This window comes from Streptomyces sp. NPDC079020 (assembly GCF_044542225.1).
GTDB lineage: Bacteria > Actinomycetota > Actinomycetes > Streptomycetales > Streptomycetaceae > Streptomyces.
Window position 1 is genome coordinate 1 of the sequence record NZ_JBITUB010000031.1, and the last position, 21,540, is coordinate 21,540.

Annotated in this window: 16 protein-coding genes; 5 read left to right on the forward strand and 11 right to left on the reverse strand. The window is 71.7% G+C overall.

Annotated elements, in window-relative coordinates:
- Positions 1–141: 141 nt before the first annotated feature.
- From ACIGJO_RS35035 to ACIGJO_RS35050, 4 genes are all read right to left on the reverse strand, one after another.
- Entirely contained in the window at positions 142–1,533 is a 1,392-nt protein-coding gene (locus ACIGJO_RS35035; protein ID WP_399965348.1) for a glutamine synthetase, read from the reverse strand.
- On the reverse strand, positions 1,530–3,401 hold the full coding sequence (locus ACIGJO_RS35040) for an IucA/IucC family protein (RefSeq protein ID WP_399965350.1): 1,872 nt from the start codon (positions 3,399–3,401) through the stop codon (positions 1,530–1,532). The genes ACIGJO_RS35035 and ACIGJO_RS35040 overlap by 4 nt, the downstream gene beginning before the upstream one ends.
- Positions 3,398–4,882: a lysine N(6)-hydroxylase/L-ornithine N(5)-oxygenase family protein gene (locus ACIGJO_RS35045; protein WP_399965352.1), complete on the reverse strand. Its 1,485-nt coding sequence runs from the start codon at positions 4,880–4,882 to the stop codon at positions 3,398–3,400. Before ACIGJO_RS35045 ends, ACIGJO_RS35040 begins: the two co-directional genes overlap by 4 nt.
- Positions 4,883–5,126: 244 nt before the next feature.
- Positions 5,127–5,975 carry a (2Fe-2S)-binding protein gene (locus ACIGJO_RS35050; protein WP_399965354.1) on the reverse strand — a complete coding sequence of 283 codons (849 nt, stop codon included), beginning with the start codon at positions 5,973–5,975 and terminating at the stop codon, positions 5,127–5,129.
- Positions 5,976–6,245: 270 nt separating this feature from the next.
- On the opposite strand from ACIGJO_RS35050, the gene ACIGJO_RS35055 reads away from it, so the two are divergent.
- The 4 genes from ACIGJO_RS35055 to ACIGJO_RS35070 all read left to right on the forward strand — a co-directional run bounded on the left by ACIGJO_RS35055 (position 6,246) and on the right by ACIGJO_RS35070 (position 9,697).
- The gene (locus ACIGJO_RS35055) at positions 6,246–7,301 is read left to right on the forward strand and encodes a biotin/lipoate A/B protein ligase family protein (protein WP_399965356.1); all 1,056 of its coding nucleotides are present in this window, start codon (positions 6,246–6,248) and stop codon (positions 7,299–7,301) included.
- Positions 7,302–7,474: 173 nt separating this feature from the next.
- Positions 7,475–8,038 carry a hypothetical protein gene (locus ACIGJO_RS35060; RefSeq protein ID WP_399965358.1) on the forward strand — a complete coding sequence of 188 codons (564 nt, stop codon included), beginning with the start codon at positions 7,475–7,477 and terminating at the stop codon, positions 8,036–8,038.
- A gap of 179 nt (positions 8,039–8,217) precedes the next feature.
- Positions 8,218–8,445: a hypothetical protein gene (locus ACIGJO_RS35065; protein WP_399965360.1), complete on the forward strand. Its 228-nt coding sequence runs from the start codon at positions 8,218–8,220 to the stop codon at positions 8,443–8,445.
- A gap of 64 nt (positions 8,446–8,509) precedes the next feature.
- A complete protein-coding gene (locus ACIGJO_RS35070; RefSeq protein ID WP_399965362.1) occupies positions 8,510–9,697 on the forward strand; it encodes an SPFH domain-containing protein in 1,188 nt (395 codons plus the stop codon).
- Between the two features lie 126 nt (positions 9,698–9,823).
- Here the strand turns inward: ACIGJO_RS35070 and ACIGJO_RS35075 are convergent, their stop codons facing one another.
- A complete protein-coding gene (locus tag ACIGJO_RS35075; RefSeq protein ID WP_399965364.1) occupies positions 9,824–12,046 on the reverse strand; it encodes an NADP-dependent isocitrate dehydrogenase in 2,223 nt (740 codons plus the stop codon).
- A 180-nt stretch (positions 12,047–12,226) separates the two neighbouring features.
- Positions 12,227–13,735 (reverse strand): amidase, encoded by a 1,509-nt coding sequence (locus ACIGJO_RS35080; protein WP_399965366.1) that lies wholly within the window; start codon positions 13,733–13,735, stop codon positions 12,227–12,229.
- A 292-nt stretch (positions 13,736–14,027) separates the two neighbouring features.
- On the opposite strand from ACIGJO_RS35080, the gene ACIGJO_RS35085 reads away from it, so the two are divergent.
- The gene (locus ACIGJO_RS35085; protein ID WP_399965368.1) at positions 14,028–14,804 is read left to right on the forward strand and encodes a hypothetical protein; all 777 of its coding nucleotides are present in this window, start codon (positions 14,028–14,030) and stop codon (positions 14,802–14,804) included.
- An 18-nt stretch (positions 14,805–14,822) separates the two neighbouring features.
- Here ACIGJO_RS35085 and ACIGJO_RS35090 read toward each other — a convergent pair whose 3' ends face one another.
- The 5 genes from ACIGJO_RS35090 to hydA all read right to left on the reverse strand — a co-directional run bounded on the left by ACIGJO_RS35090 (position 14,823) and on the right by hydA (position 21,503).
- The gene (locus tag ACIGJO_RS35090; RefSeq protein ID WP_399965370.1) at positions 14,823–16,358 is read right to left on the reverse strand and encodes an NCS1 family nucleobase:cation symporter-1; all 1,536 of its coding nucleotides are present in this window, start codon (positions 16,356–16,358) and stop codon (positions 14,823–14,825) included.
- A gap of 182 nt (positions 16,359–16,540) precedes the next feature.
- Entirely contained in the window at positions 16,541–17,542 is a 1,002-nt protein-coding gene (locus ACIGJO_RS35095; RefSeq protein ID WP_399965372.1) for a TIGR03842 family LLM class F420-dependent oxidoreductase, read from the reverse strand.
- Positions 17,543–18,293: 751 nt separating this feature from the next.
- Complete coding sequence (locus ACIGJO_RS35100) at positions 18,294–18,740, reverse strand: hypothetical protein (RefSeq protein ID WP_399965375.1); 447 nt, start codon at positions 18,738–18,740, stop codon at positions 18,294–18,296.
- 353 nt (positions 18,741–19,093) lie between these two features.
- On the reverse strand, positions 19,094–19,678 hold the full coding sequence (locus tag ACIGJO_RS35105; RefSeq protein ID WP_399965377.1) for a LuxR C-terminal-related transcriptional regulator: 585 nt from the start codon (positions 19,676–19,678) through the stop codon (positions 19,094–19,096).
- A 424-nt stretch (positions 19,679–20,102) separates the two neighbouring features.
- Positions 20,103–21,503, reverse strand: coding sequence for a dihydropyrimidinase (gene hydA, locus ACIGJO_RS35110; protein ID WP_399965379.1), 1,401 nt, complete (start codon positions 21,501–21,503; stop codon positions 20,103–20,105).
- Positions 21,504–21,540: the final 37 nt, after the last annotated feature.

Below are 21,540 nucleotides of genomic sequence, written 5' to 3' on the forward strand. Positions count from 1 at the left end.
GGCACCACACACAGCACCACAACAGCACCACCCACAGCACCACCCCGGCCGGGGCCGCACGGTGACACCCACCGCGCGGCCCCGACCCATTCCCGGCCGGATCACCCGACGGGGCCGGGGCGGTCCGGGTGGCCTCGTCGGTCAGGACCTGAGGGCTCCGCGGCGGCGCTGCCAGTCGGTGACGCCGTCGCACCAGTCGTCCAGCTCCGCCCTGAAGAGGGCGGCACAGTGGTCGACGAGTTCGGCGCCCAGCAGTCGTACCGGAAGTGGGGACGTGCTGAAGCGGTCGAGTGCCTGCCAGGGGGTCGTGGGCAGCCGGTCCTGCTCCTTGCCCGGTGGAGGGAGCGGCAGGTCGTCCTCTATGCCCGAGAGCCCGGCGGCGAGCAACGCCGCGACGGCGAGGTGGGGTTGGGCGTCGGCCCCCGGGAACCGGCATTCGAGCCGCAGGGAAGGCCCCTGACCGGCCAGCCGGACGGCGGCGGTGCGGTCGTCGGCACCCCAGCGGACCGAGGTCGGCGCGAAGTCGCCGGTGCGCAGGCGCACATAGGAGTTGACGGTCGGCGCCCAGACCGGGGTCAGGTCTCCCGCCGCCCGCAGCACTCCGGCGAGGAACGCCCCCAGGAGCGGGCCCGGACGGCGCGGGTCGCCCGCGTCGGGTCCCAGATTGTGGCCGTCCACGTCGTTCAGCGAGAGGTGGACATGGCAGGAGCTGCCCTGTCCGGGGCCCTGGGCCGCGAGGTAGGAGGCGGTGACACCGTGGCGGGCCGCGGCCTGCCGTACGAAGGTCTGCTGCACCATCGCGTCGTCGCAGGCGGCCAGCGCGTCACGGTGACGGAGCACGATCTCGTACTGACCGGGGTGACATTCGGCGCGCGCCGACTCCACTCCCAGCGCCGCTCCGCACAGCGTGGACCGGATCTCGCGCAGCAGGGGGGCCAGGCTCTCCGTGCCGCCCAGCGCGTAGTCGATGCCATGGGCGGTAAGGGGCGAGCCGTCGGCACGGTGAAATGTCACCTCGTGCTCCAGGCCGACGGACGGCACGATGCCCAGCGCCTCGGCGGCGGAGAGCCACTGTCGCAGAACGGTGCGGGGCGCGACCGCGACGGGACGGCCGTCCGGCCAGGCCGCGTCGCACACGACGTACCAGCCGCCCTCCTCGGCGAGGCCGTCACCCGGGTCGGACCGTGGCAACAGCGTGGCCGGGTCCGGGCGCAGGACGAGGTCGGAGTAGGTACCGTAGTAGCGCTGGAGCTCGGGCGCCGGGCAGGTGCCGCGCTCCACGGTCCAGGCACAGAGATACGTGCAGGCGCCGTAGCCGTCGTCGAGTACGGACTCCAGGGCGAAGGCTCCGTCGAGATCGACGGCGGCGAAGCGGGCGTGCGGATCGGGGAGGAGGAGAGTGAGCCGCGAGGGCGCCCGCGCGGCCAGCTCCCCGCGGATCGTGGCTCCTGCCCCGGCACGGGCCGACAGGGTGCGCGGGCCGGTGGGACGCTGCCAGAAGGCGGCCGCCGCCGGGGGTGGGCCCGCGTTCACCAGGCGCCCTCCGGGTCGGGTCCGGCCAGGGGGTTGGGTACGCGGCCGAAGCGCACGTCGAACTCCTCGTCCCGGTCGACGCGTTCGAAACCCTCCCCCGCGAGGTGCTCCCGGTTGAGACACACCCGCTCGACGTCCGGGGCGAACAGGTCGAGGTCCGGGTAGCGCCCGGCGTCCTCGGGGAAGCGGTCGGCGTAGGCGCGGACGACGGTGCGCACCTGTTCCCACATCGCGGGGCGGGAGTGGCCGAGGTCGTCGTGGGCGATCTCGGCGAGGAAGCGGATCTGGCCGGAGAAGACGGACGAGAACAGGGACTGGGCCATCAGCGGCGCCGGCCAGCGCAGCATGTCCGCGCGGGCTTCCTCCGCGAGCGTGTCGTGGACGGGAAGTTCGGTGTCGACGAGGTCGACGCCCTGGGCGAAGTCCTTGATCATGACGCGCAGCGGGCGGCCGTCCCGGCCGGTGATCAGGACGAGGTTCTGGCTGTGCGGGCAGAAGGCGACACCGTAGCGGTGGAACCAGTGCAGCAACGGGGTGAGGATCAGGTCGAAGAGCCTGCCGAACCAGTCCTCGGCCGCCATGCCGGAGGTGTGGATCAGATGGGTGAGGACGCTGTCGCCGTGGTGGTCGCGGTACGGAAGCGCGGCCAGCGACACGGCACGTTCGCCGGGGGCCACCCGGGTCCGCAGCGGTTCACGCCACAGGACGCCGAGCGTCTCGTGGAAGCGGTAGGGCAGCTCTTCGAGGGTGCCGAGGAGCGGGTGGGTGACGGAGACCGCGGCGACCTCGCCGAGCAGATCGAAGCGGTACTCCTCGCGCAGCAGCCGATCGCTCTCGTGGATGCCGAGCAGCCATTCGGTGACGGCGGGCCCGGCCAGGGTGGCGGCGGAGTTCAGTCCGCGGTAGACGAGGGTGTTGCGCACCGAGCAGGCGGTCTTGACGTCCCGTCGGGCGGGGTGGCTGACATTGGCCAGCGTACGGACGGTCTGGTGCGGCACATAGGTGTCGGCGGAGTCCCCGAGGTGCACGACGCGGCCGGTGGCCAGCTCGGCCGCGTAGAGGGTGCCGACGATCTCGTCCCACTGCCAGGGGTGGACCGGCATCCACACATAGTCGGCGGGGTCGGTGCCGGCGGCTGCGGTGCTGTCGGTGAGACGCCGGGTGAACGCCTGCCGGGTGGCCTCGTCCAGTTCCTCGGCGAGCAGGGTGGCCGCGTCGAGCCCGGCCACCGAGCGGAACGCGGCCAGGTCCCGGTGGACGGCGGCCCAGCGGACGGCGAAGGGTGTACGGGCCTCGGGGGCGAGCCGGGCCCGGTCGGCGGCGGAGAATCCGACCCGGCCCTTGTTGACGACGATGCGCGGGTGACCGGGCAGATACCCCTCGGCGATGTCGTAGGGCAGGGCGGCGAGTTCGGCCGCGGTGATCGGGGCGGTGAGGCGGAGCGCCTCGTTGGACACGGTGGCGGTCAGCTCGCCCAGGACGTCAGCGAGGCGCATTCCGGTGAGGCCGAGGACCTGGCGGGCGTCGGTGACCAGGATGCGCGGGTCGTCGGCCGCGGCGAGGGACTCCGCACCATCGGCATGTGCAAGGTGACGGGTCACCGACTTGGGGGTGACGACCCAGCAGCGGAAGGCTCCGTGCCGGGCGCGGAAGCGGTACGTGACCCCGTCCGGCAGGCCGAGCCGCCAGGCCGGATCGCTGCCCTCGGTGACGGGGGTGGTGTCCGGGACCGGCTCGAAGAGGTACTCGTAGCTGAGTTCACCGAGCATCTTCTCGGTGATCTGCCTTCCGGCCTCCCGCCAGGCGACGGCGGCCCTGTGGGCCTCGTCGACAGCGGACTGCGGCTGCGGTTCCATGGACGCGGTCACGGACATCCTCCGGTGGTGCCGGTAGCGGGGCTGGTGTCGGTAGCGGGGCCGGCGGCAGGTCCGGTGCCGGCAGCGGGGCCCGCGGCTGGGCCGGGCGTGGCCACGGGTTCGGTGGCCACGCCGCATGCTCCGGAACGGTTCCCACCGCCGAGGCCGAACGTGGTGAAAGCGGTGCGCTCGGGCAGCGGGTAGGCGTCCTTGCCGGTCAGCGCATTGATGATGACGGCGGAGCGCCAGGCCGCGAGACCCAGGTCGGGAGTGCCGACCCCGTGCGTGTGCTGTTCGGCGTTCTGTACGAAGACGGATCCGCCGATCTCCCCTCCGAGCACCAGCCGTTGGGCCTCGTCGACCTGGGGCCGGCCGGCCCCGTCGCGCACGATGTGGGGGTCCAGCGCGGCGAGGAGACCGTCGACGGGCCGCTCCCGGTAGCCGGTGGCGAGCACGACAGCGTCCGTGCCGAACCGGCCCCGGGTCGCCTGCCGGCCGTGCTCCACGCGGAGTTCGATGCGCCCGCTGCCGGTGGCGACGGCGCCGATGACCTCGATGCCGGGGGTCAGGGTGACATCGGGCCAGCCTCCGTCGAGGCTGCGCCGGTAGAGCTCGTCGTGGATCTCGCCGAGCGTCTCCCCGCTGACGCCCTTGTACAACTGCCACTGCCTCGGCAGCAGTTGATCACGGGCGTTCTGCGGAAGGCCGTGGAAGTAGCGGGTGTAGTCGGGCGTGAAGTGTTCCAGGCCGATCTTGCTGTACTCCATGGGGGCGAACGCCGGGGTCCGGGCGAGCCAGGTCAGCCCCTCTCCCCCGCCGGGCCGTGAACGCAGCAGGTCCAGCAGCACCTCCGCACCGGACTGGCCGGAGCCGACGACGGTGACATGCCGGGCGGCCAGCAGCCGGTCCCGGTGGGCGAGGTAGTCGGCGGAGTGCAGCACCAGGGAGCCGGGGTCCTCGGCGAGGGCCCGTAACGGCTCGGGAACGTACGGCGCCGTACCGACACCCAGGGCGACATTGCGGGCGTGGGTGAGACCGGCCCCGAGCTCTTCGCCGTCCGGGCCGAGCCGGGTGAAGTCAACGGCGAAGGAGCCCCGCGCGGCGTCCCAGGCCACGGTGTCCACCCGGTGGCCGAAGTGGGTGGATTCGAGCATGCCGCTGGCCCAGCGGCAGTAGCTGTCGAAATCGGTGCGCTGAATATGGAAACGCTCGGCGAAGTAGAAGGGGAAGAGCCGCTGACGGGTCCTCAGGTAGTTCAAGTAGGACCACGGGCTGGTCGGATCGACCAGACTCACCAGGTCGGCCAGGAAGGGTACCTGGAGCGTGGAGCCCTCGATGAGGAGGCCCGGGTGCCAGTGGAATGAGCCGCGCTGCTCGTGGAACGCGGCACGCAGGCCGGGCACACCGTCGGCCAGCGCGGCGAGCGAGAGATTGAAGGGCCCCACGCCCACCCCCAGCAGATCGAGGGGTTCACCCTCCGGCCGGGGCGTCATCGGGTTCCTCCGGCCGGGAGTGCGGGGATGCCGGGCGCTCCCGCTCCGCGGGGCGGCAGCAGCCCCGGAACCACGTCGTCGCGGGCGCCGGGACCGGCCGGTCCGCTGGGAAAGAGCCTCTGATCACAGGCCGGGCCGATCACACCGCCCATGGACTGAGCACGCGGCATGGCGAACACCCTTCGGTCGGAGTGGGCGGCTGCGGGGGGCACCACCAGCGCCGCCAGGGGCGGCGGGAAGCCGGTCAGCAACTGCGCGGGCACGTCGCGCAGAGGCTGTCGGGGCGAATCGTGTAGTACAGACAGCAGCCCGTGCGGGTACGGGTGTACCCGCCGTCCGGGTCCGGGGACGGGCGGAAGCCCGCGCCGCCCCGGTACGGAGCGGTGTTGCCCGGCAGCAGGGTGTCCGCCGCCCGGGCGGCGGCCGCCTCCTCGCCCAGATGGCGTCCCATGTGCCAGATCCCACCGGCCAGTTGATCGGTGACCATGCCCCACAGGGCGCGCGGCCTGCGCCGCACCAGCGGCCGGAACGCGTCGAGCACCGGCCCGGTCTGACGGGCCACGGAGGCGCGCAGTTCCGCGCGCAGGGCCTCCTCGCCGGACAGGACGCGCACACCGGGCAGCTCCGCCGCGCGGTCGCCGGGCAGACAGGTCAGCCCGAGGGGCCGCACGGCGAAGGCCCGGTTCTGCCACGCGTACCGGATCCGGTCCAACGGCAGCCACGGCACACGGCGTTGCAGATACCAGGGCCCGCTGAGCGTCAGACACGCGGTGAAAAGGTAGCGCTGCAGCGCCCAGGTGGCGGCCACGTCCCTCCGGGGCGGCTGCCCGTACGTCGTCCGGATGCGCTCCGCCTCCACGTCCACCAGGTGTTCCACCCGCTCCGGTTCCGCGGCGATCCGGCTCCCCCGGACCCAGTCGCCGGCGCCCGCGGCACCGGTGTCGCCGCCGGTATCCCGGGGCTCGCGTTCCCGTTCACCGTCCCCGGCCGCGATGCGCACGAGAGGCGAGACCGCCTCCAGCCGCGTGTAGGCGTCCGCGACGAGGGCGGACCAGGTGGGGGTGGCGACATCCGAGGCGCTGACGAGCGGCACTGCACTTCCCGGTTCTCCGAAAGCAATGAGGTTAGGCTTACCTTATATGGCCTGAGAGGTCGGGCGACCACCGTCACCTCGGCGCCACGCCAGACGAGTTGGGGCGTGTGGGTGCCGCCGGCCTCACGGCGTACGCCGGGCGGTCGCCGCCCTCCGGGGGGACCGGCCTTCGCACGGAGCCCGGCGCGGAGGGATGATGCTGGCCGGAAACGACGTTGTGAGTGGATGTGACCGGCCCGGACGGGCCGGTGGAGATGTGGAGGCAGGACTGTGCACGGTGAGTACAAGGTTCCCGGCGGCAAGCTCGTCGTCGTGGACCTCGATGTCGAGGGCGGCGCGCTGCGCAACGTACGAGTGGCCGGAGACTTCTTCCTCGAACCCGACGAAGCCATCCTCGCCATCGACGCGGCCCTCGAAGGCGCCCCGGCCAACACCGACACCGCCGGCCTCGCCGCCCGCATCGACGCGGCGCTGCCCGAGTCCACGGTGATGCTCGGGCTGTCCGCGGAGGGTGTCGCCGTCGCCGTCCGCCGGGCGCTGGCGCAGGCCACCGAGTGGAGCGACTACGACTGGCAGCTCGTCCACGAGGCTCCCCAGTCCCCCGCCCTGCACATGGCCCTGGACGAGGTCATCACCGCCGAGGTCGCGGCCGGCCACCGCCCGCCGACGCTCCGGGTCTGGGAGTGGGCCTCCCCCGCCGTGATCATCGGCAGCTTCCAGTCCCTGCGCAACGAGGTCGACCGGACGGCCGCCGAGCGGCACGGGGTCGACGTCGTACGCCGTATCTCCGGCGGGGGCGCGATGTTCGTGGAGCCGGGCAACACCATCACGTACTCGCTCTCCGTGCCGGACTCCCTCGTCTCGGGCCTGTCCTTCGCCGACAGCTACGCCTACCTCGACGACTGGGTGCTCGGGGCGCTCGCCGACATGGGCATCCGGGCCTGGTACCAGCCGCTGAACGACATCGCCACGGACGCCGGGAAGATCGCGGGCGCGGCGCAGAAGCGCGTGGTGGGCCGGGAGGGCGCCGTGCTCCACCATGTGACCATGTCGTACGACATCGACGCGGACAAGATGCTGGAAGTGCTCCGGATCGGCAAGGAGAAGCTCTCCGACAAGGGCACCAAGAGCGCCAAGAAGCGCGTCGACCCGCTGCGCCGCCAGACCGGGCTGCCGCGCGAGGTCGTCATCGACAACATGATCGACTCGTTCCGCAACCGGCACGGCCTGACCCCCGGCAAGGTGACCGACGAGGAGATGGCCCGCGCCGAGGAGCTCGTACGCACCAAGTTCGGTACGGCCCAGTGGACGGCGCGGGTGCCGTAGGCCCGCCGTCGTCGCCCCACGCCTTCGTCCCCCCGCTTCCCGCCTCCGTACGGCCGAACGGCGTCTCCCGGCGCGCGCCGGATCCGATTCCGCGTCGTCATGGGGTACGTGACCCGCGTCGTGCGGGCCACGTACTGCCGTGGCCATCGCCACCGGGTCGAGGAGACACCAGGATGAAACGCATCACCGGAAAGGCCGCCGCCGTGGCCGTGGTCGCCTTCTTCGCCACCGCGGCCGTCGGCTGCGGTGGCAGCGACAACGGCGGCTCGTCCGCCTCCACCTCTCCGTCCGCCGCTGCCTCCGCTTCCCCTTCCGCCAGCGCATCGGCGGGACCGGCCGCCGGGACCGTGGCGACCGCCACCGGTCCATTGGGCACGTTCCTGGTCGACGGCGACGGCCGGACCCTGTACCTCTTCGAGGCCGACACCTCCACCAAGTCCACCTGTACGGGCACCTGCGCCGCGGCCTGGCCGCCCGTGACCGTGACCGCCGAACCGGTCGCGGGCAAGGGGGCGAAGGCGGATCTGCTGGGCACCACCGCACGGGGCGACGGCACGAAGGAAGTCACGTACAACGGTCATCCCCTGTACTACTTCGGGGGCGACACCAAGGCCGGAGACACCAACGGGCAGGGCTCCACGGCGTTCGGCGCGGCGTGGTACGTGCTCGATCCGTCCGGCGACAGGATCACGGGCCCGGCATCGCCCAGCGGGCAGCCGACCGGCGGCGGGTACTGAGCGCCGTGCCGCCCCGGCCGGTCCCGTCGCCCCCGCCATCTCCCCCGGAGCGGAGTACCGTGGACGCATCGAGGGCATTGTCGCCGTCGGACGGTGTGCAGTGGCCGTTCTCGACGCTCTGCGGGACCGGAGGCGATGGCGGGTGGACTTCATTGGAGCGCGACCGCTCGTGAGGGAATATGCGCTCGACTGACGAGGCGTCCCAGAGCCCGGTCGGAGCGGTCGGCCGGGTGACCGTACAGATCCCGCCGGACGGTCCGGGGGAGGTGCTCGTCGCCGTACGCGGCGGCTCGGAGACCTACGCGGCCTGGTGCGGGTCCGCGACCACTCTCGGCAGGGACGTGCGTGTCGTCGTCGTCGACCGCATCTCGGCACGCTCGGTGATCGTCGAGCCGCTGCCGACCTGAGTCACGAGCCGCCGCTGCCGACCTGAGTCATACGTGAACCACGAAACACGGCAGGAGTTCTCTCATGCTGTTCTGGCAGGTCCCCGCGCCCAATGAGGCCATGCTCATCTCCGGTACGAAGCGGCAGGCGCAGGAAACACAGTTCCGCATCGTCACCGGCCACGGAAGTTTCGTACTGCCGGTGAAACAGAAGGCCCGCATGCTCTCCCTGGCACTGCGGGAGGCCGAGATCGCCGAGGACTGCGTCACCCAGCAGGGCATCAGGCTGAGCGTGCGCGCGGTGTGTGTGTTCAAGGTCGGGGACGACGCGGTGTCGATCGCCAACGCGGCACGGCGCTTCCTCTCGGAACAGGACCGGATGGAGGAACTCGTCGGTCGGATCTTCGCGGGGCACCTGCGCTCCATCGTGGGCGGACTGACCGTCGAGCAGATCATCAGGGAGCGCAGCCGGGTCGCCCAGGAAGTGATGGTGGGCAGCCACAGCGAGATGGAGAAGCTCGGAATCGTGGTGGACGCGCTCCAGATCCAGGAGATCGAGGACGCCACCGGGTACATCAACAACCTCGCGGCCCCGCATGCGGCCGCGGTCGCCGGCCAGGCGCGCATCGCGCAGGCGAGGGCCGACCAGGAGGCCAGCGAGCGCGAGCAGCAGGCGGCGGCGCTGAAGGCCGAGTACGAGCGTGACACGGCCATCAAGCGGGCCGGGTTCCTCGCCGAGACGGAGCAGTACAACGCCCGTGCCGCGCAGGCGGGTCCGCTGGCGCAGGCCAGGGCGTCCCACGACGTCATCGAGGAACAGACCGCGCTCGCCGAGCGGCAGGCCCAGCTGGCCGCGCAGCGCCTCGAAGCGGAGGTCAGGCGTCCGGCGGATGCTGAGGCGTACCGACAGCGCACGCTGGCCGAGGCCGCCCGTGATCAGGCCAAGTTCGCGGCGGACGGCAGCGCCTACGCCGAACGGACTCTCGCCCAGGCGCAGGCGGATGCCAATACCGCCCGCGCCCTTTCGCTGCGCGACGGGAATCAGGAGCTCATCGCGGCCAACCGGGTCGTGGAGAACCTGCCCGCCCTCGCCGACGCCGCGGCGCGCGGCATGGCCGGAGCCCGGCTCACCGTGCTGAACGGGACCGACGGCGTCAACAGCATGGCGGCGGGGCTGGTGGGCCAGGGTCTGGCCATCCTCGACTCGCTGCGGAACACGAAGGATCCGGCGGTGGACGGAAAGCGCAGCCTGCGCGTCCCGGGAAACCTGTGACCCCCTCGTCACCGCCGTCACCGCCGTGACCGCCCGACGCTTCCGCCCCGGCCGGCGCGGGGCCGACCGGGGCGGAAGCGTGGAACAGGGAAAGCGGCTGCCGTGGCAGTCGGACGGACGTGACGGTCAGACGAGGCCGGCGATGGCCTCGTTGAACGTCGCGGACGGGCGCATGACCGCGGCGGCCTTCGCCGGGTCGGGCTGGTAGTAGCTGCCGATGTCGACCGGCGAGCCCTGCACCGCGATCAGCTCGGCGACGATGGTCTCCTCCTGCTCGGCCAGCGTCCTGGCGAGCGGCGCGAACGCCTCGGCGAGCTTGGTGTCGTCGGTCTGCCGCGACAGCTCCTGGGCCCAGTAGAGCGCCAGGTAGAAGTGGCTGCCCCGGTTGTCGATCCCGCCGAGCTTGCGGCTGGGCGACTTGTCCTCGTCGAGGAAGGTGCCGGTGGCCCGGTCCAGGGTGTCGGCGAGGACCTGGGCACGCGCGTTGCCCGTGGTCGTGGCCAGGTGCTCGAAGCTGACCGCGAGGGCGAGGAACTCACCCAGGCTGTCCCAGCGCAGGTAGTTCTCCTTGACGAGCTGCTGGACGTGCTTGGGAGCGGAGCCACCGGCGCCGGTCTCGAACAGTCCGCCACCGTTCATCAGGGGGACGACGGAGAGCATCTTCGCGCTGGTGCCCAGTTCGAGGATGGGGAACAGGTCGGTGAGGTAGTCACGCAGCACGTTGCCGGTCACCGAGATGGTGTCCTCGCCGCGGCGGATGCGCTCCAGGGAGAACGCGGTCGCTTCCTCGGGCGTCCTGATGGAGATATCGAGGCCGTCGGTGTCGTGGTCGGCCAGGTAGGTGGTGACCTTGGCGATGAGGTTGGCGTCGTGCGCCCGGCCCTCGTCGAGCCAGAACACGGCCGGGTTGCCGGTCGCGCGGGCGCGGGTGACGGCGAGCTTGACCCAGTCCTGGATCGGCAGGTCCTTGGTCTGGCACATCCGGAAGATGTCACCTGCGGCGACGGCCTGCTCCAGCACGGCATCGCCGTTGCTGTCGACGACCCGCACCGAACCGGTGGTGGGGATCTCGAAGGTCTTGTCGTGGCTGCCGTACTCCTCGGCCTTCTGCGCCATAAGACCGACGTTGGGTACGGAGCCCATGGTCGACGGGTCGAAGGCGCCGTGCGCGCGGCAGTCGTCGATGACGACCTGGTAGACGCCCGCGTAGCTGCTGTCCGGCAGGACCGCCAGGGTGTCGGCCTCGTTGCCGTCCGGGCCCCACATGTGGCCGGAGGTGCGGATCATGGCCGGCATGGAGGCGTCGACGATGACGTCGCTGGGGACGTGGAGGTTGGTGATGCCCTTGTCGGAGTCGACCATCGCGAGGGCCGGGCCCTCGGCGAGCTCGGCCTCGAAGGACGCCTTGATCTCGGCGCCGACGTCCGGCACGGAGTCCAGGCCCTTGAGGATGCCGCCGAGGCCGTCGTTCGGGGTGAGACCGGCCGCGGCGAGCACGTCGCCGTACTTGGCGAAGGTGTTCGGGAAGAAGGCGCGGACCACGTGGCCGAAGATGATCGGGTCGGAGACCTTCATCATCGTGGCCTTCAGGTGCACGGAGAACAGCACGTCCTCGGCCTTGGCGCGGGCGACCTGCGCGGCGAAGAACTCGCGCAGCGCGGCCACCCGCATGACGGCCGCGTCCACGACCTCGCCGGCCAGGACCGGAACGGACTCGCGCAGCACGGTGGTGGTGCCGTCGTCACCGATGAGCTCGATGCGCAGCGAACCGTCCTCGGCGATGACGGCGGACTTCTCGGTGGAGCGGAAGTCGTCGACGCCCATGGTCGCGACGTTCGTCTTGGAGTCGGCCGTCCAGGCGCCCATGCGGTGCGGGTGCTTCTTGGCGTAGTTCTTGACCGACGCGGGGGCGCGGCGGTCGGAGTTGCCCTCGCGCAGGACCGGGTTCACCGCGCTGCCCTTGACCTTGTCGTACCGGGCGCGGACGTCCTTGTCCTCGTCGGTCTGCGGGTCGTCCGGGTAGTCCGGGAGGGCGTAGCCCTGCTCCTGGAGCTCGGCGATCGCGGCCTTCAGCTGCGGGATGGACGCCGAGATGTTCGGCAGCTTGATGATGTTGGCGCCGGGAGTCCTGGCCAGCTCACCGAGCTCGGCGAGTGCGTCATCGATACGCTGGTCGGCCTTCAGCCGCTCCGGGAAGCCGGCGATGATCCGCCCCGCCAGGGAGATGTCGCGGCTCTCCACCGTGACCCCTGCGGTCGAGGCGTAGGCCTCGACGACGGGCAGGAAGGAATAGGTCGCCAGGGCAGGGGCCTCGTCGGTGTGCGTATAGATGATGGTCGAGTCAGTCACCGGGTGCTCCGCTCCACGTCTGCAACATTGCTTGACATCAAGATATCCCGTGACCGCTCCTCGCTCCACAAGGCCCCCGTACTCGTTCTTCGCCGCTCGGCCCCTCAGCGCCCGTATTCCTGGGCCCCGCCCGGCCTCCCCGGGGTCCCACCGGCCCGGACCCGTACGCGGGGACCGCCTTCAGGCGACACCGAGCGCGGCGGGGGCGGGCGGGCGGTGCTCGAACCAGCGCCGGTCGTCCTCCAGCTGGGCGGCGAGCGCGATCAGCCGTTCCTCGCTGCGGGAGGGGCCCAGAAGCTGTGCGCCCAGGGGCAGGCCGTCGCGGGTGAACCCGGCCGGGACGTTGATGCCGGGCCAGCCCAGGACGTTCCAGGGCCAGGCGTACGGGCAGGCCGCGGCCATCGTGAGGTCGGTGCGCCAGGCGCTCAGCCGGTCGAAGGTGCCGATACGGGGCGGTGGGGCGGCCGTGGTCGGGGTGAGCAGTACGTCGAACCCGGACCCGGAGGCGTCGAACAGTGCGCCGATCCTGCGGTGCTGGTGCACTTCGCGGGCGCGGGCCGCCCGTACGACCCGGCCGCCGAGGCGGGTGCCGGTGCGCAGGGCGCTGCGGGTGCGCGGGTCCAGGAGGGCGGGGTCGGGGTGGCGGGCGGCGAATTCGGCGATGCCGGTGGTGGCGCGGGGGACGAAGGCGAGACCGATCAGCCCGTAGCGGGGGCGGGCCTCCTCGACGTGGTGGCCCAGGCGGGCCAGGGCCTCCGCGAGCGCGGTGACGGCCCTGCGCACCTCGGGGTGCGGGGCGGCGCGGGTGAGGGTGAGCGGGGGCCGCCAGGCTACCGCGATGCGCAGCCGGCCCGGATCGCGCAGAGCGGCGGCCGAGGCGCTGACGGCGGGCGGGCGGTGCGGGTCGTCCGGGTGCGCTCCGGCGACCGCGTCCAGCAGGAGGGCGGCGTCGGCGACGGTACGGGCCAGGGGGCCGTTGACGGTGAGGCCCTGGAAGGCGTCGCCGTGGGGGTGCGTGGAGATCCGGCCGCGCTGCGGCTTGATGCCGACGAGGTGGGTCCAGGCGGCGGGGATACGGACGGAGCCCGCCCCGTCCGAGCCCAGCGCCGCGGGCACGAGCCCGGCGGCGACGGCCGCCGCCGAGCCGCCGGACGAGCCGCCCGGGGTGTGCCCGGTGTTCCAGGGGTTGCGGGTGGCGCCGAAGGCGGCGCCCTCGGTGAACGGCCACTGGCCCAGTTCGCAGGAATTGGTCTTGCCGACCACGACGGCCCCGGCGGCGCGCAGCCTGCGGACCACCTCGCTGTCGGACGCGGCCGGGGGCAGGTCGCCGTCGCAGCCGAAGTGGGTGGGCAGGCCCGCGACATCGGTGTCGTCCTTGACGGCGACCGGCACGCCGAGCAGCGGCAGCCGCTCCCCCGCCGCGAGCCGCCGGTCGGCTTCCGCGGCCTCGGCGAGCGCGGCGTCCGCCCGCAGGTGCCGGAAGGCGTTGACGGTCCCCTGTGTCGCCTCGATCCGGGCGAGACAGGCCGCGACGAGTGCGGTGGAGGTGGTGTGTCCGCCGGCCAGCAGCCGTGCGCTGTCGGCCAGGCCGGGCGGCGCGTGCGCCGGTGACGGTTCCGGTGCCGGGGTCCCTGCCCGCGGGGGTGAGGTGCCCGGTCCGGTGCGCTCGGTGGGTTCGGTTGGGGACATGGGCTGCCGCCTCCCTCGTGTCCGCCGGATCCACCGGTTCTCCCGGTTCCGCCCGCACGAACTTACTGGAGGGTAACGAAGCAGGGGGCGCCCGCTCAAGCGTTTCGTACGGCGGGCCGTACGGAGAGGAGCACGGGCTTCGCCCGCCGTGCCCACCGTCGCGCGCCGCGCACCGCGCGGGCGTACTCTCGAAGGCACGGATTCACCCGGGTCGCACACCCCGGACAGGCCCCGGAACAGGCGCCGAGCAGGCCCGAGGAGGCCGTCGGCAGTCCCTCTCGAAGGAGGCGGCGTGACCGGTAACCGGATGAGCACACGCAGAACCGTCACCGCGGCAGTGGTCGCACTCGCCGCCCTCACCGTCACGAGCGGCACCGTGGCGCACGCCGACGACGACATCGGCTCGCTCAGCGCCCAGGAGATCGCCGACCGCTCCCGTGACGCGTTCCTCGAGGTGGACTCGCTGCACCTCACCATGCGCGGCGACCTCGGCAGGGCGGATTCGCCCATGACGCTGAACCTCGTCCTGGACCGGGACGGCAACTGCGCGGGCGGCGTCGACCTCGGCAACGACGAGGGCTCCGTGAAGATCATCAAGCGGGGCGACACCGTGTGGCTGAAGCCGGACTCGGCCTTCTGGAAGAACCAGGTGCCCATCGGCGGCTCGGCCTTCGAGGCGATCCTCGACGGCCGGTACATGAAGGGATCCGCCACCGACCCGCGGCTGCGCACGGTGAGCGACGCATGCGATCTCGACACGTTCCGCAAGCTGGTCACGGACAACGCGAAGTCCGGCGCCGACCGGGGCACCCTGGTCAAGGGCGAGGAGACCGAACTCGCCGGTTCCCCGGTGATCCCGGTGATCCGGACCACGGGCGACAGGACGCTGACCCTGTACGTGGCCACCGAGGGCAAGCCCTATCCGGTGCGGCTCACGGTGAAGGGGCCGTCCGCGGACGCGGTCGTGGGCTTCTCGGCCTTCGACAGGCCGGTGCCCACGGCCACCCCCTCGGCGGACGAGACAGTCGACGTCAGCGCCCTGCTGGGGCGGACGACCTCGCCCGTCTGACCTGGCCCCGACCCGGGCTCACCGCACGCGCGGAAGGCGATCCCGGCGGCTGAGTACCGCGTACAGCACCAGGGACGAGACCAGCCCGACCGCCCAGCCGTAGTCGGCCAGCGGCTTGAGGAACGGGATCAGCCCATCGGCGGGGAAGGGCCCCTTGCCGGGGGCGGAATGGGATCCGCCCACGGCCAGGATGCCGCCGAAGGCGAAGGCGGCGACGGCGCGCCGGTTCCAGCCGTTGGTGTACCAGTAGCGGCCGCCGGGCCGGTAGAGGTCCGCGAGGTCCAGGACGGTGCGGCGGATGATCCAGTAGTCGGCGATCAGGATGCCCGCGACCGTACCGAGCAGCCCCCCGACCAGTCCGAGCCAGGTGAAGATGTACAGCTCGGGCGTCTCGGTGAGCTTCCACGGCATGATCAGCACGCCGACGACGCCGGTGATCAGGGCGCCGGTACGGAAGTTGATGATCTTCGGTGCGAGGTTCGCCAGGTCGTACGCGGGTGAGACGACGTTCGCCGCGATGTTCACGGAGACCGTCGCGATGAGGACGGTGATCAGGCCGAAGAGCAGTCCGAAGACCTGGTCGGTCCTGGCGACGAGCTGGACCGGGTCCCAGATGGCTTCGCCGTACACGGCCTGCGAGCCGGAGGTGACGAAGACCGACAGCAGGGCGAAGAACGTCATCGTGGTCGGCAGACCGAGCGACTGCCCACGGATCTGGGCGCGTTGACCGGCGGCGAAGCGGGTGAAGTCGGGGATGTTCAGCGAGAGCGTGGCCCAGAAGGCGATCATGCCCATCAGCGACGGGAAGAAGACCGGCCAGAAGTCCTTGCCCCAGCCGAGCGCCGAGGGCTGGTCCAGCAGCGGACCGAATCCGCCGGCCTTGACCGCGACCCACACCAGCAGGACGACGGCGCCGACGAGGACGAACGGGGCCGCCCAGTTCTCGAAGCGGCGCAGGGTGTCCATCCCCCGGTAGATGATGGCGAGTTCGAGCGCCCAGAAGAGGACGAAACAGAGCCACAGTGTCCACGGCTGGCCGCCGATCTCGGCGGCCTTCGCCCAGCCGCCGAAGATCTTGCCGAGCAGGGTGAAGATCCCGACGCCGCCGATCCAGGTCTGGATGCCGAACCAGGCGCAGGCGACGGCCGCCCTGATCAGGGCGGGCAGATTGGCGCCGCGCAGCCCGAACGAGGCGCGCGCCAGCACCGGGAAGGGAATGCCGTACTTGGGTCCGGCGTGCCCGGTGAGCAGCATCGGTGCGAGCACGATCAGGTTGGCCAGCGCGATGGTGAACACGGCCTGTTTCCAGTCCATGCCGAGCGCGACCAGGCCGGAGGCGAGCAGCCAGGACGGGATGTTGTGGGCCATGCCGATCCAGAGGGCCGCGAAGTTGTACGTCGTCCAGGTGCGCCGTTCCAGGGGGACGGGCAGCAGGTCCTCGTTGGCGAAGCGGGGGTCGTCGGGAATCTGGCCCGGGGCGAGTTCGACCCGGTCGGAAGCGATGGGTATCGGTTCCTGCGACGGAGGCGGTGCGGATGGGGCGGTCGAGGTCATGGCGGCTGGACCCTTCGCTCGGGAGCGGTTCCGTGCGGGGCGGGGGTGTCTGGGGTGGCGCGTGGGACCGGGAATGGCGCAGGAGGGGACCGGGGACGGCGCGTGGGGGCGCCGGACGTACGATGCGGGAGCCGAGCGGTGTCGCGGGGGCCGGCGGTGAGGCGATGCCGCCGCGTGCGCGGTCAGGCCGACAGGGCCGGAATGATCTCGGAGCCGTAGGCGTCGATGGTCGCCTCGCGCGCATCGTGCATGTTGTAGACGGCGAACTGGTCGACTCCCAGGTCGCGCAGGGCCCGGAGCTTCTCGATGTGCGCCTCGGCGGGGCCCAGCAGACAGAACCGGTCGACGATCTCGTCCGGAACGAAGGCCGTGTCGGGGTTGCCGGTGCGGCCGTGGTGGCTGTAGTCGTAACCGGACCGCCCGGCGATGTACTCGGTGAGGGCCTCGGGGACCAGGCCCGAGTGCTCGCCGTAGCGGGCCACCAGGTCGGCGACGTGGTTGCCGACCATGCCGCCGAACCACCGGCACTGCTCGCGGGCGTGGTCGAGGTCGTCGCTCACATAGGCGGGGGCGGCCACGCAGATGGTGACGGAGTCCGGGTCCCGTCCGGCGTCGGCCGCCGCCTGCCGTACCGCCTTGATCATCCACTCGGTGAGGAAGGGGTCGGCGAGCTGGAGGATGAACCCGTCCGCCTTTTGCCCGGCCAGGGCCAGCGCCTTGGGACCGTACGCCCCCATCCAGACGGGCAGCCTGCCGTCCTTCACCCAGGGGATCTGGATCCGCTGGCCGTCGACGGTGGCCTCCCGTCCCTCCGCCAGGTCACGGATGACGTCCATCGCCTCGCCGAGGCGGGCCAGGGTGTTGGGCCTGCGGCCCGCGACGCGCATGGCCGAGTCGCCGCGCCCGATCCCGCAGACGGTCCGGTTGCCGTACATGTCGTTCAGGGTGGCGAAGGTGGAGGCGGTGACCTCCCAGGTGCGGGTGCCCGGATTGGTCACCATCGGGCCGACGATCAGGTGCTCGGTGTGCTCCAGGATCCGGCTGTAGATGACGAAGGGTTCCTGCCAGAGCACCGCCGAGTCGAAGGTCCAGCCGTAGCGGAAGCCGTTGCGCTCGGCGCGGCGCATGAGACCGACGACGGCCGAGGCCGGCGGGTCGGTCTGGAGTACGAGTCCGAAATCCATGACAGGTTCTCCTAGTCCAGTTACTGACTGACTGACAGATGGCCCGAGGGGTGCGTGCGGTGACCGGTGCGGCCGGTTCTCACGTGATCAAGCAGTCGCCGTCAGCGGCTCCAGGGTGCTGCCCTTGGCTGACGCGCTTCGGGAATCCTTCCATGAGGCCGTGCCGAACCGGGTGCAACGACGCCTCGGACGCGAGTCGCGGAGGGACAATCGTGGACTGCTTTCGGGGCCGTGGGAAGAGGCCGTCCTGACAAGGTCATCGGAGTTCGCCCCCCCTGCACTCGAACGCACAGTCGAGCGCACCGCATCGCCACTCCGTGCACAGGGGCCTCTCCACGCCACACCGAGGCAGTGACACGGACCGCCGGGCAGCCGGTTCGGAGCCCCGTGTCCACCGAGCCGACGGCGCGGCGGGACCGGTCAGGCCGCGTCCGGCCGGTCCGGCCGGTCCCGCCCCGCGCCGGTAACAGGGTTCGCCGTGGAGCGGACGGTGGAGCCCGGCCCGTCCCCCGGCCGTCGGCCGCTCCGTGAAGCGGCGCCGGCGGGCCGTCGCCCCGGTGCCCGAACAAGCTTGCGGCAGCCGCGGGAGCTGTTCCCGCGCGTGGTGCCGAAGGCCCCGTCGCGGCCTCGAACCGCTCGGCAATCCCCGCCACGGCCGAAAACCCCTCGCCCGCCGGGTTGCGGGGTGGCGGCCCCACGACGCGCCGACGACGAACCCCCCTGCCGGGAGGGGCGGTTGGGAAACCCCGCATCAGCCGCCGAAGGCGACGACCAGCCCGACGACCAGAGCGAGGCAGATCAGCGCCGTCGCGACCGGCCGGCGCCGGCCTTTGCGGGAGCGACGCCCTGGCCGGCCCTTCGGGGGCCGCGACGTCCCCGCCCCGGCTGTCCGGGTGTCGGCCGTCTCGGCCAGCAGACTGCGGCAACAGGCCGCGAGACGGACGATGTCGCCGTCGAGCGGGGCGATGGTCTCGGCGCGTGCCGGGGCCGTGGTGCCGCCGTCCAGGATCCGTCCGGTGCGGACCAGCGCACGGTCGAGCCCATGGGCGGTCAGGCTGATCCATCGGCCCGCGTCCTCGCCGCGGATCACCACGGTGCCGCCGCGCTCGCGGTAGACGGTGTGCTGCCGCCACAGCAGCTTCGCCAGCGGCGCGGCGATGTCACGCAGCGTCGGCGTCTGTCTCCTCTCGTCGTTCAACGCGGCGCGGTCCATGCCTCGGAGACACGCGACGGCGCGTTCCGGCGGAACAGCGGGGCGGCGTGAGCACGACTGTGTTCCTGCCGGGGCCTGCGCCCCGGTATGTGTCTGGACAACTCGTCAGTCCTTTCGGGCATCACACCGGTCGGCGTGATCACCGCAGGACTCTAAGGCCTCGGCGACGGGACGCAGTTGACAGGGGCCGGTGTTGGGAGCGACCGGAGTGGAGAGGGACCGGATTCCCGCGAGCCACCTGTCGGGGCGGGCGATGCGCATACGGGACACGAGAGCGCCGCCCGCCTCGGTGCGGTGGGCGGCGCTCGGGACCGGGCCGGTCCTCGGCGTACGGGTGCTCAGGACATGTCGGTACTCAGCGCGGCGGCCGGCTCCCGCCGACCGGAGATGGAGAGCTTCCCGTACACGTTCGACAAATGGAATTCCACCGTCCGGACCGTCAGGAAGAGCGCCTCCGCGATGCGCCGGTTGCTGTGCCCGGCACGTGCGAGCCGCGCGATCCCGACCTCCTGCCGGGTGAGCCCACGGATGTCGCGCGCGGCGCTCAGTACATCGCCGGTGTAGAGCAGCGCGAGGATCGCGCGCCACATGCGCCGGGCGTCGGCGCGCGACTCGGCCTCGTCGAGCACCCGCTCCGTCCGCTCGATGACTCTCCTGCGGCTCGTTCCGAGGTTGGCCAGCTCGATGGTCCGCACCACCGGGCAGACTTCCGGGGACAGCACCCGGTGGCCGGGCCCCTCCTCCGTCCCCGCCTCCGCCTCCGTCCCCGCCTCCCCCGGGATGTACGGGAACACGCCGCCGCGCGGGCCCGGTGCGGCCCAGAGACCGAGGTCCTGGATTCCGGAAGGATCCGCTGTCAGGGGTCCGGGTGCGTCGAGGACATGGGTGTCCGCCGATAGGTGCCTGCCGTGGTCCTTGGCCATTTCGCTGCTAATCCCCATCGCTGATGATCGGTCTCACGTGGCAGCGCATGGTCGCGGCGGCGGTGGGCCCCAGGGTCGAACCCCTCACAGCGAGCCCGTCGTTGATCAGCATGGTCCGGTCACCGAGCATGTCCGGGTCTACGGCCGGGGCACGGCGCGCCAGTTCGCGCACCCTGCTCACGCACTTCCCGGAAGGGCTTCAGGGACACCCGGTGTGCCGGATGACCGGGGTCGGGGAATGCCGCGTGCGTGCTGCGCAGCGGCACCCCCGGTGTGTATCGCGCGGCGGGCACTCCCTGGTGTTCGGCGCCATGCCCCGGACCGCCGGATCCGTTCGCCGGGCACGCGGGACCGACGACCGAAGTCCGGCCCGGCAGGCCGCGGGTGTCCCATGACACCCGCGGCACCGGCCCCGCGGCGGCTCTCAGTTCACGAACTGGCAGATTCCGCGCGGCAGATACGTCCCGTGCCCCGCGTGCCCCACGTAGTCGCGGCCCTCGATCACGGGGACACCACGCGACAGCACCGTCTCCACCTGCCCCGTCACCCGCTTTCCCTCGTAGGCCGAGTAGTCGACGTTCATGTGGTGCGTCTCGGCGGACATGATCTGCTCCGCGTGCGGGTCGTAGATGACGATGTCGGCGTCGGCCCCCGGAGCGATCGTGCCCTTCTTCGGATACAGGCCGAACATCCGGGCCGGCGCCGCGCAGGCGATCTCGATCCAGCGGCGGCGGCTGATGTGGCCGTCGACAACGGCCTGGTGCAGCAGGTCCATTCGGTTCTCGACGCCGGGCATTCCATTGGGAATCTTCGAGAAGTCCCCCAGGCCCCGCTCCTTCTGTCCCGTGAAACAGAACGGGCAGTGGTCCGTGGAGACCACCTGGAGGTCGTTCGTCCGCAGCCCACGCCACAGCGCCGCCTGATGCTCCTTCGGGCGCAGCGGGGTGGAGCAGACGTACTTGGCGCCTTCGAAGCCGGGTTCCGCGAGATTGTCGGTCGACAGGAAGAGGTACTGCGGGCAGGTCTCGCCGAAGACGGGAAGGCCCTCGTCCCGGGCCCGCGCCAGCTCGGTGACGGCCTCCTGCGCCGATACGTGCACCACATAGAGCGGGGACCCCGCCACCTGGCTCAGCTTGATGACCCGGTGCGTGGCCTCCGCCTCCAGAAGGGCCTTCCTGACCTCACCGTGATGGCGCGGGTCCCTCTCACCGCGCGCCAGGGCCTGTTCCACCAGTACGTCGATGGCGAGACCGTTCTCCGCGTGCGTCATGATCAGCCCGCCGTTGGAGGCGGCACGCTGCATGGCGCGGAGGATCTGGCCGTCGTCGGAGAGGAAGACGCCCGGGTACGCGGTGAAGAGCTTGAAGGACGTGATGCCCTCCGCCACCAGGAGGTCCATCTCCTTGAGCGAGGACTCGTTCACATCGGACATGATCATGTGGAAGGCGTAGTCGATGGCGCAGTTGCCGTCGGCCTTGGCGTACCAGGCGTCGAGGCCTTCGCGCAGCGACCCGCCCCGGCTCTGGATCGCGAAGTCGACGATCGTGGTGGTGCCGCCCCAGGCCGCGGCCCGGGTTCCGGTCTCGAAGGTGTCCGAGGCGTAGGTGCCGCCGAACGGCATCTCCATATGTGTGTGCGCGTCGACGCCGCCGGGGATGACGTACTTTCCGGTGGCGTCGATCCTCCGCTCGGCGCTCCAGCTGTCGGCGGCTTCGGTGCCGTGGGCGGCGAGTGCGGCGACGCGCCCGCCTTCGATGAGTACGTCGGCCTGGATTTCGTCGGACGCGGTGATGACGAGGCCACCGTGGATGACGGTGCGGCTCATGTACCCCTCCTCACTGTGGCGGAATGGGTCTACGCAC

Coding starts and splice junctions, on each gene's coding strand:
- ACIGJO_RS35045 (WP_399965352.1), bottom strand. CDS start 4,882: ATGACGCCCCGGCCGGAGGGTGAACCCCTCGATCTGCTGGGGGTGGGC.
- ACIGJO_RS35060 (WP_399965358.1), top strand. CDS start 7,475: ATGAAACGCATCACCGGAAAGGCCGCCGCCGTGGCCGTGGTCGCCTTC.
- ACIGJO_RS35065 (WP_399965360.1), top strand. CDS start 8,218: ATGCGCTCGACTGACGAGGCGTCCCAGAGCCCGGTCGGAGCGGTCGGC.
- ACIGJO_RS35070 (WP_399965362.1), top strand. CDS start 8,510: ATGCTGTTCTGGCAGGTCCCCGCGCCCAATGAGGCCATGCTCATCTCC.
- ACIGJO_RS35080 (WP_399965366.1), bottom strand. CDS start 13,735: ATGTCCCCAACCGAACCCACCGAGCGCACCGGACCGGGCACCTCACCC.
- ACIGJO_RS35090 (WP_399965370.1), bottom strand. CDS start 16,358: ATGACCTCGACCGCCCCATCCGCACCGCCTCCGTCGCAGGAACCGATA.
- ACIGJO_RS35095 (WP_399965372.1), bottom strand. CDS start 17,542: ATGGATTTCGGACTCGTACTCCAGACCGACCCGCCGGCCTCGGCCGTC.
- ACIGJO_RS35105 (WP_399965377.1), bottom strand. CDS start 19,678: ATGGCCAAGGACCACGGCAGGCACCTATCGGCGGACACCCATGTCCTC.
- hydA (WP_399965379.1), bottom strand. CDS start 21,503: ATGAGCCGCACCGTCATCCACGGTGGCCTCGTCATCACCGCGTCCGAC.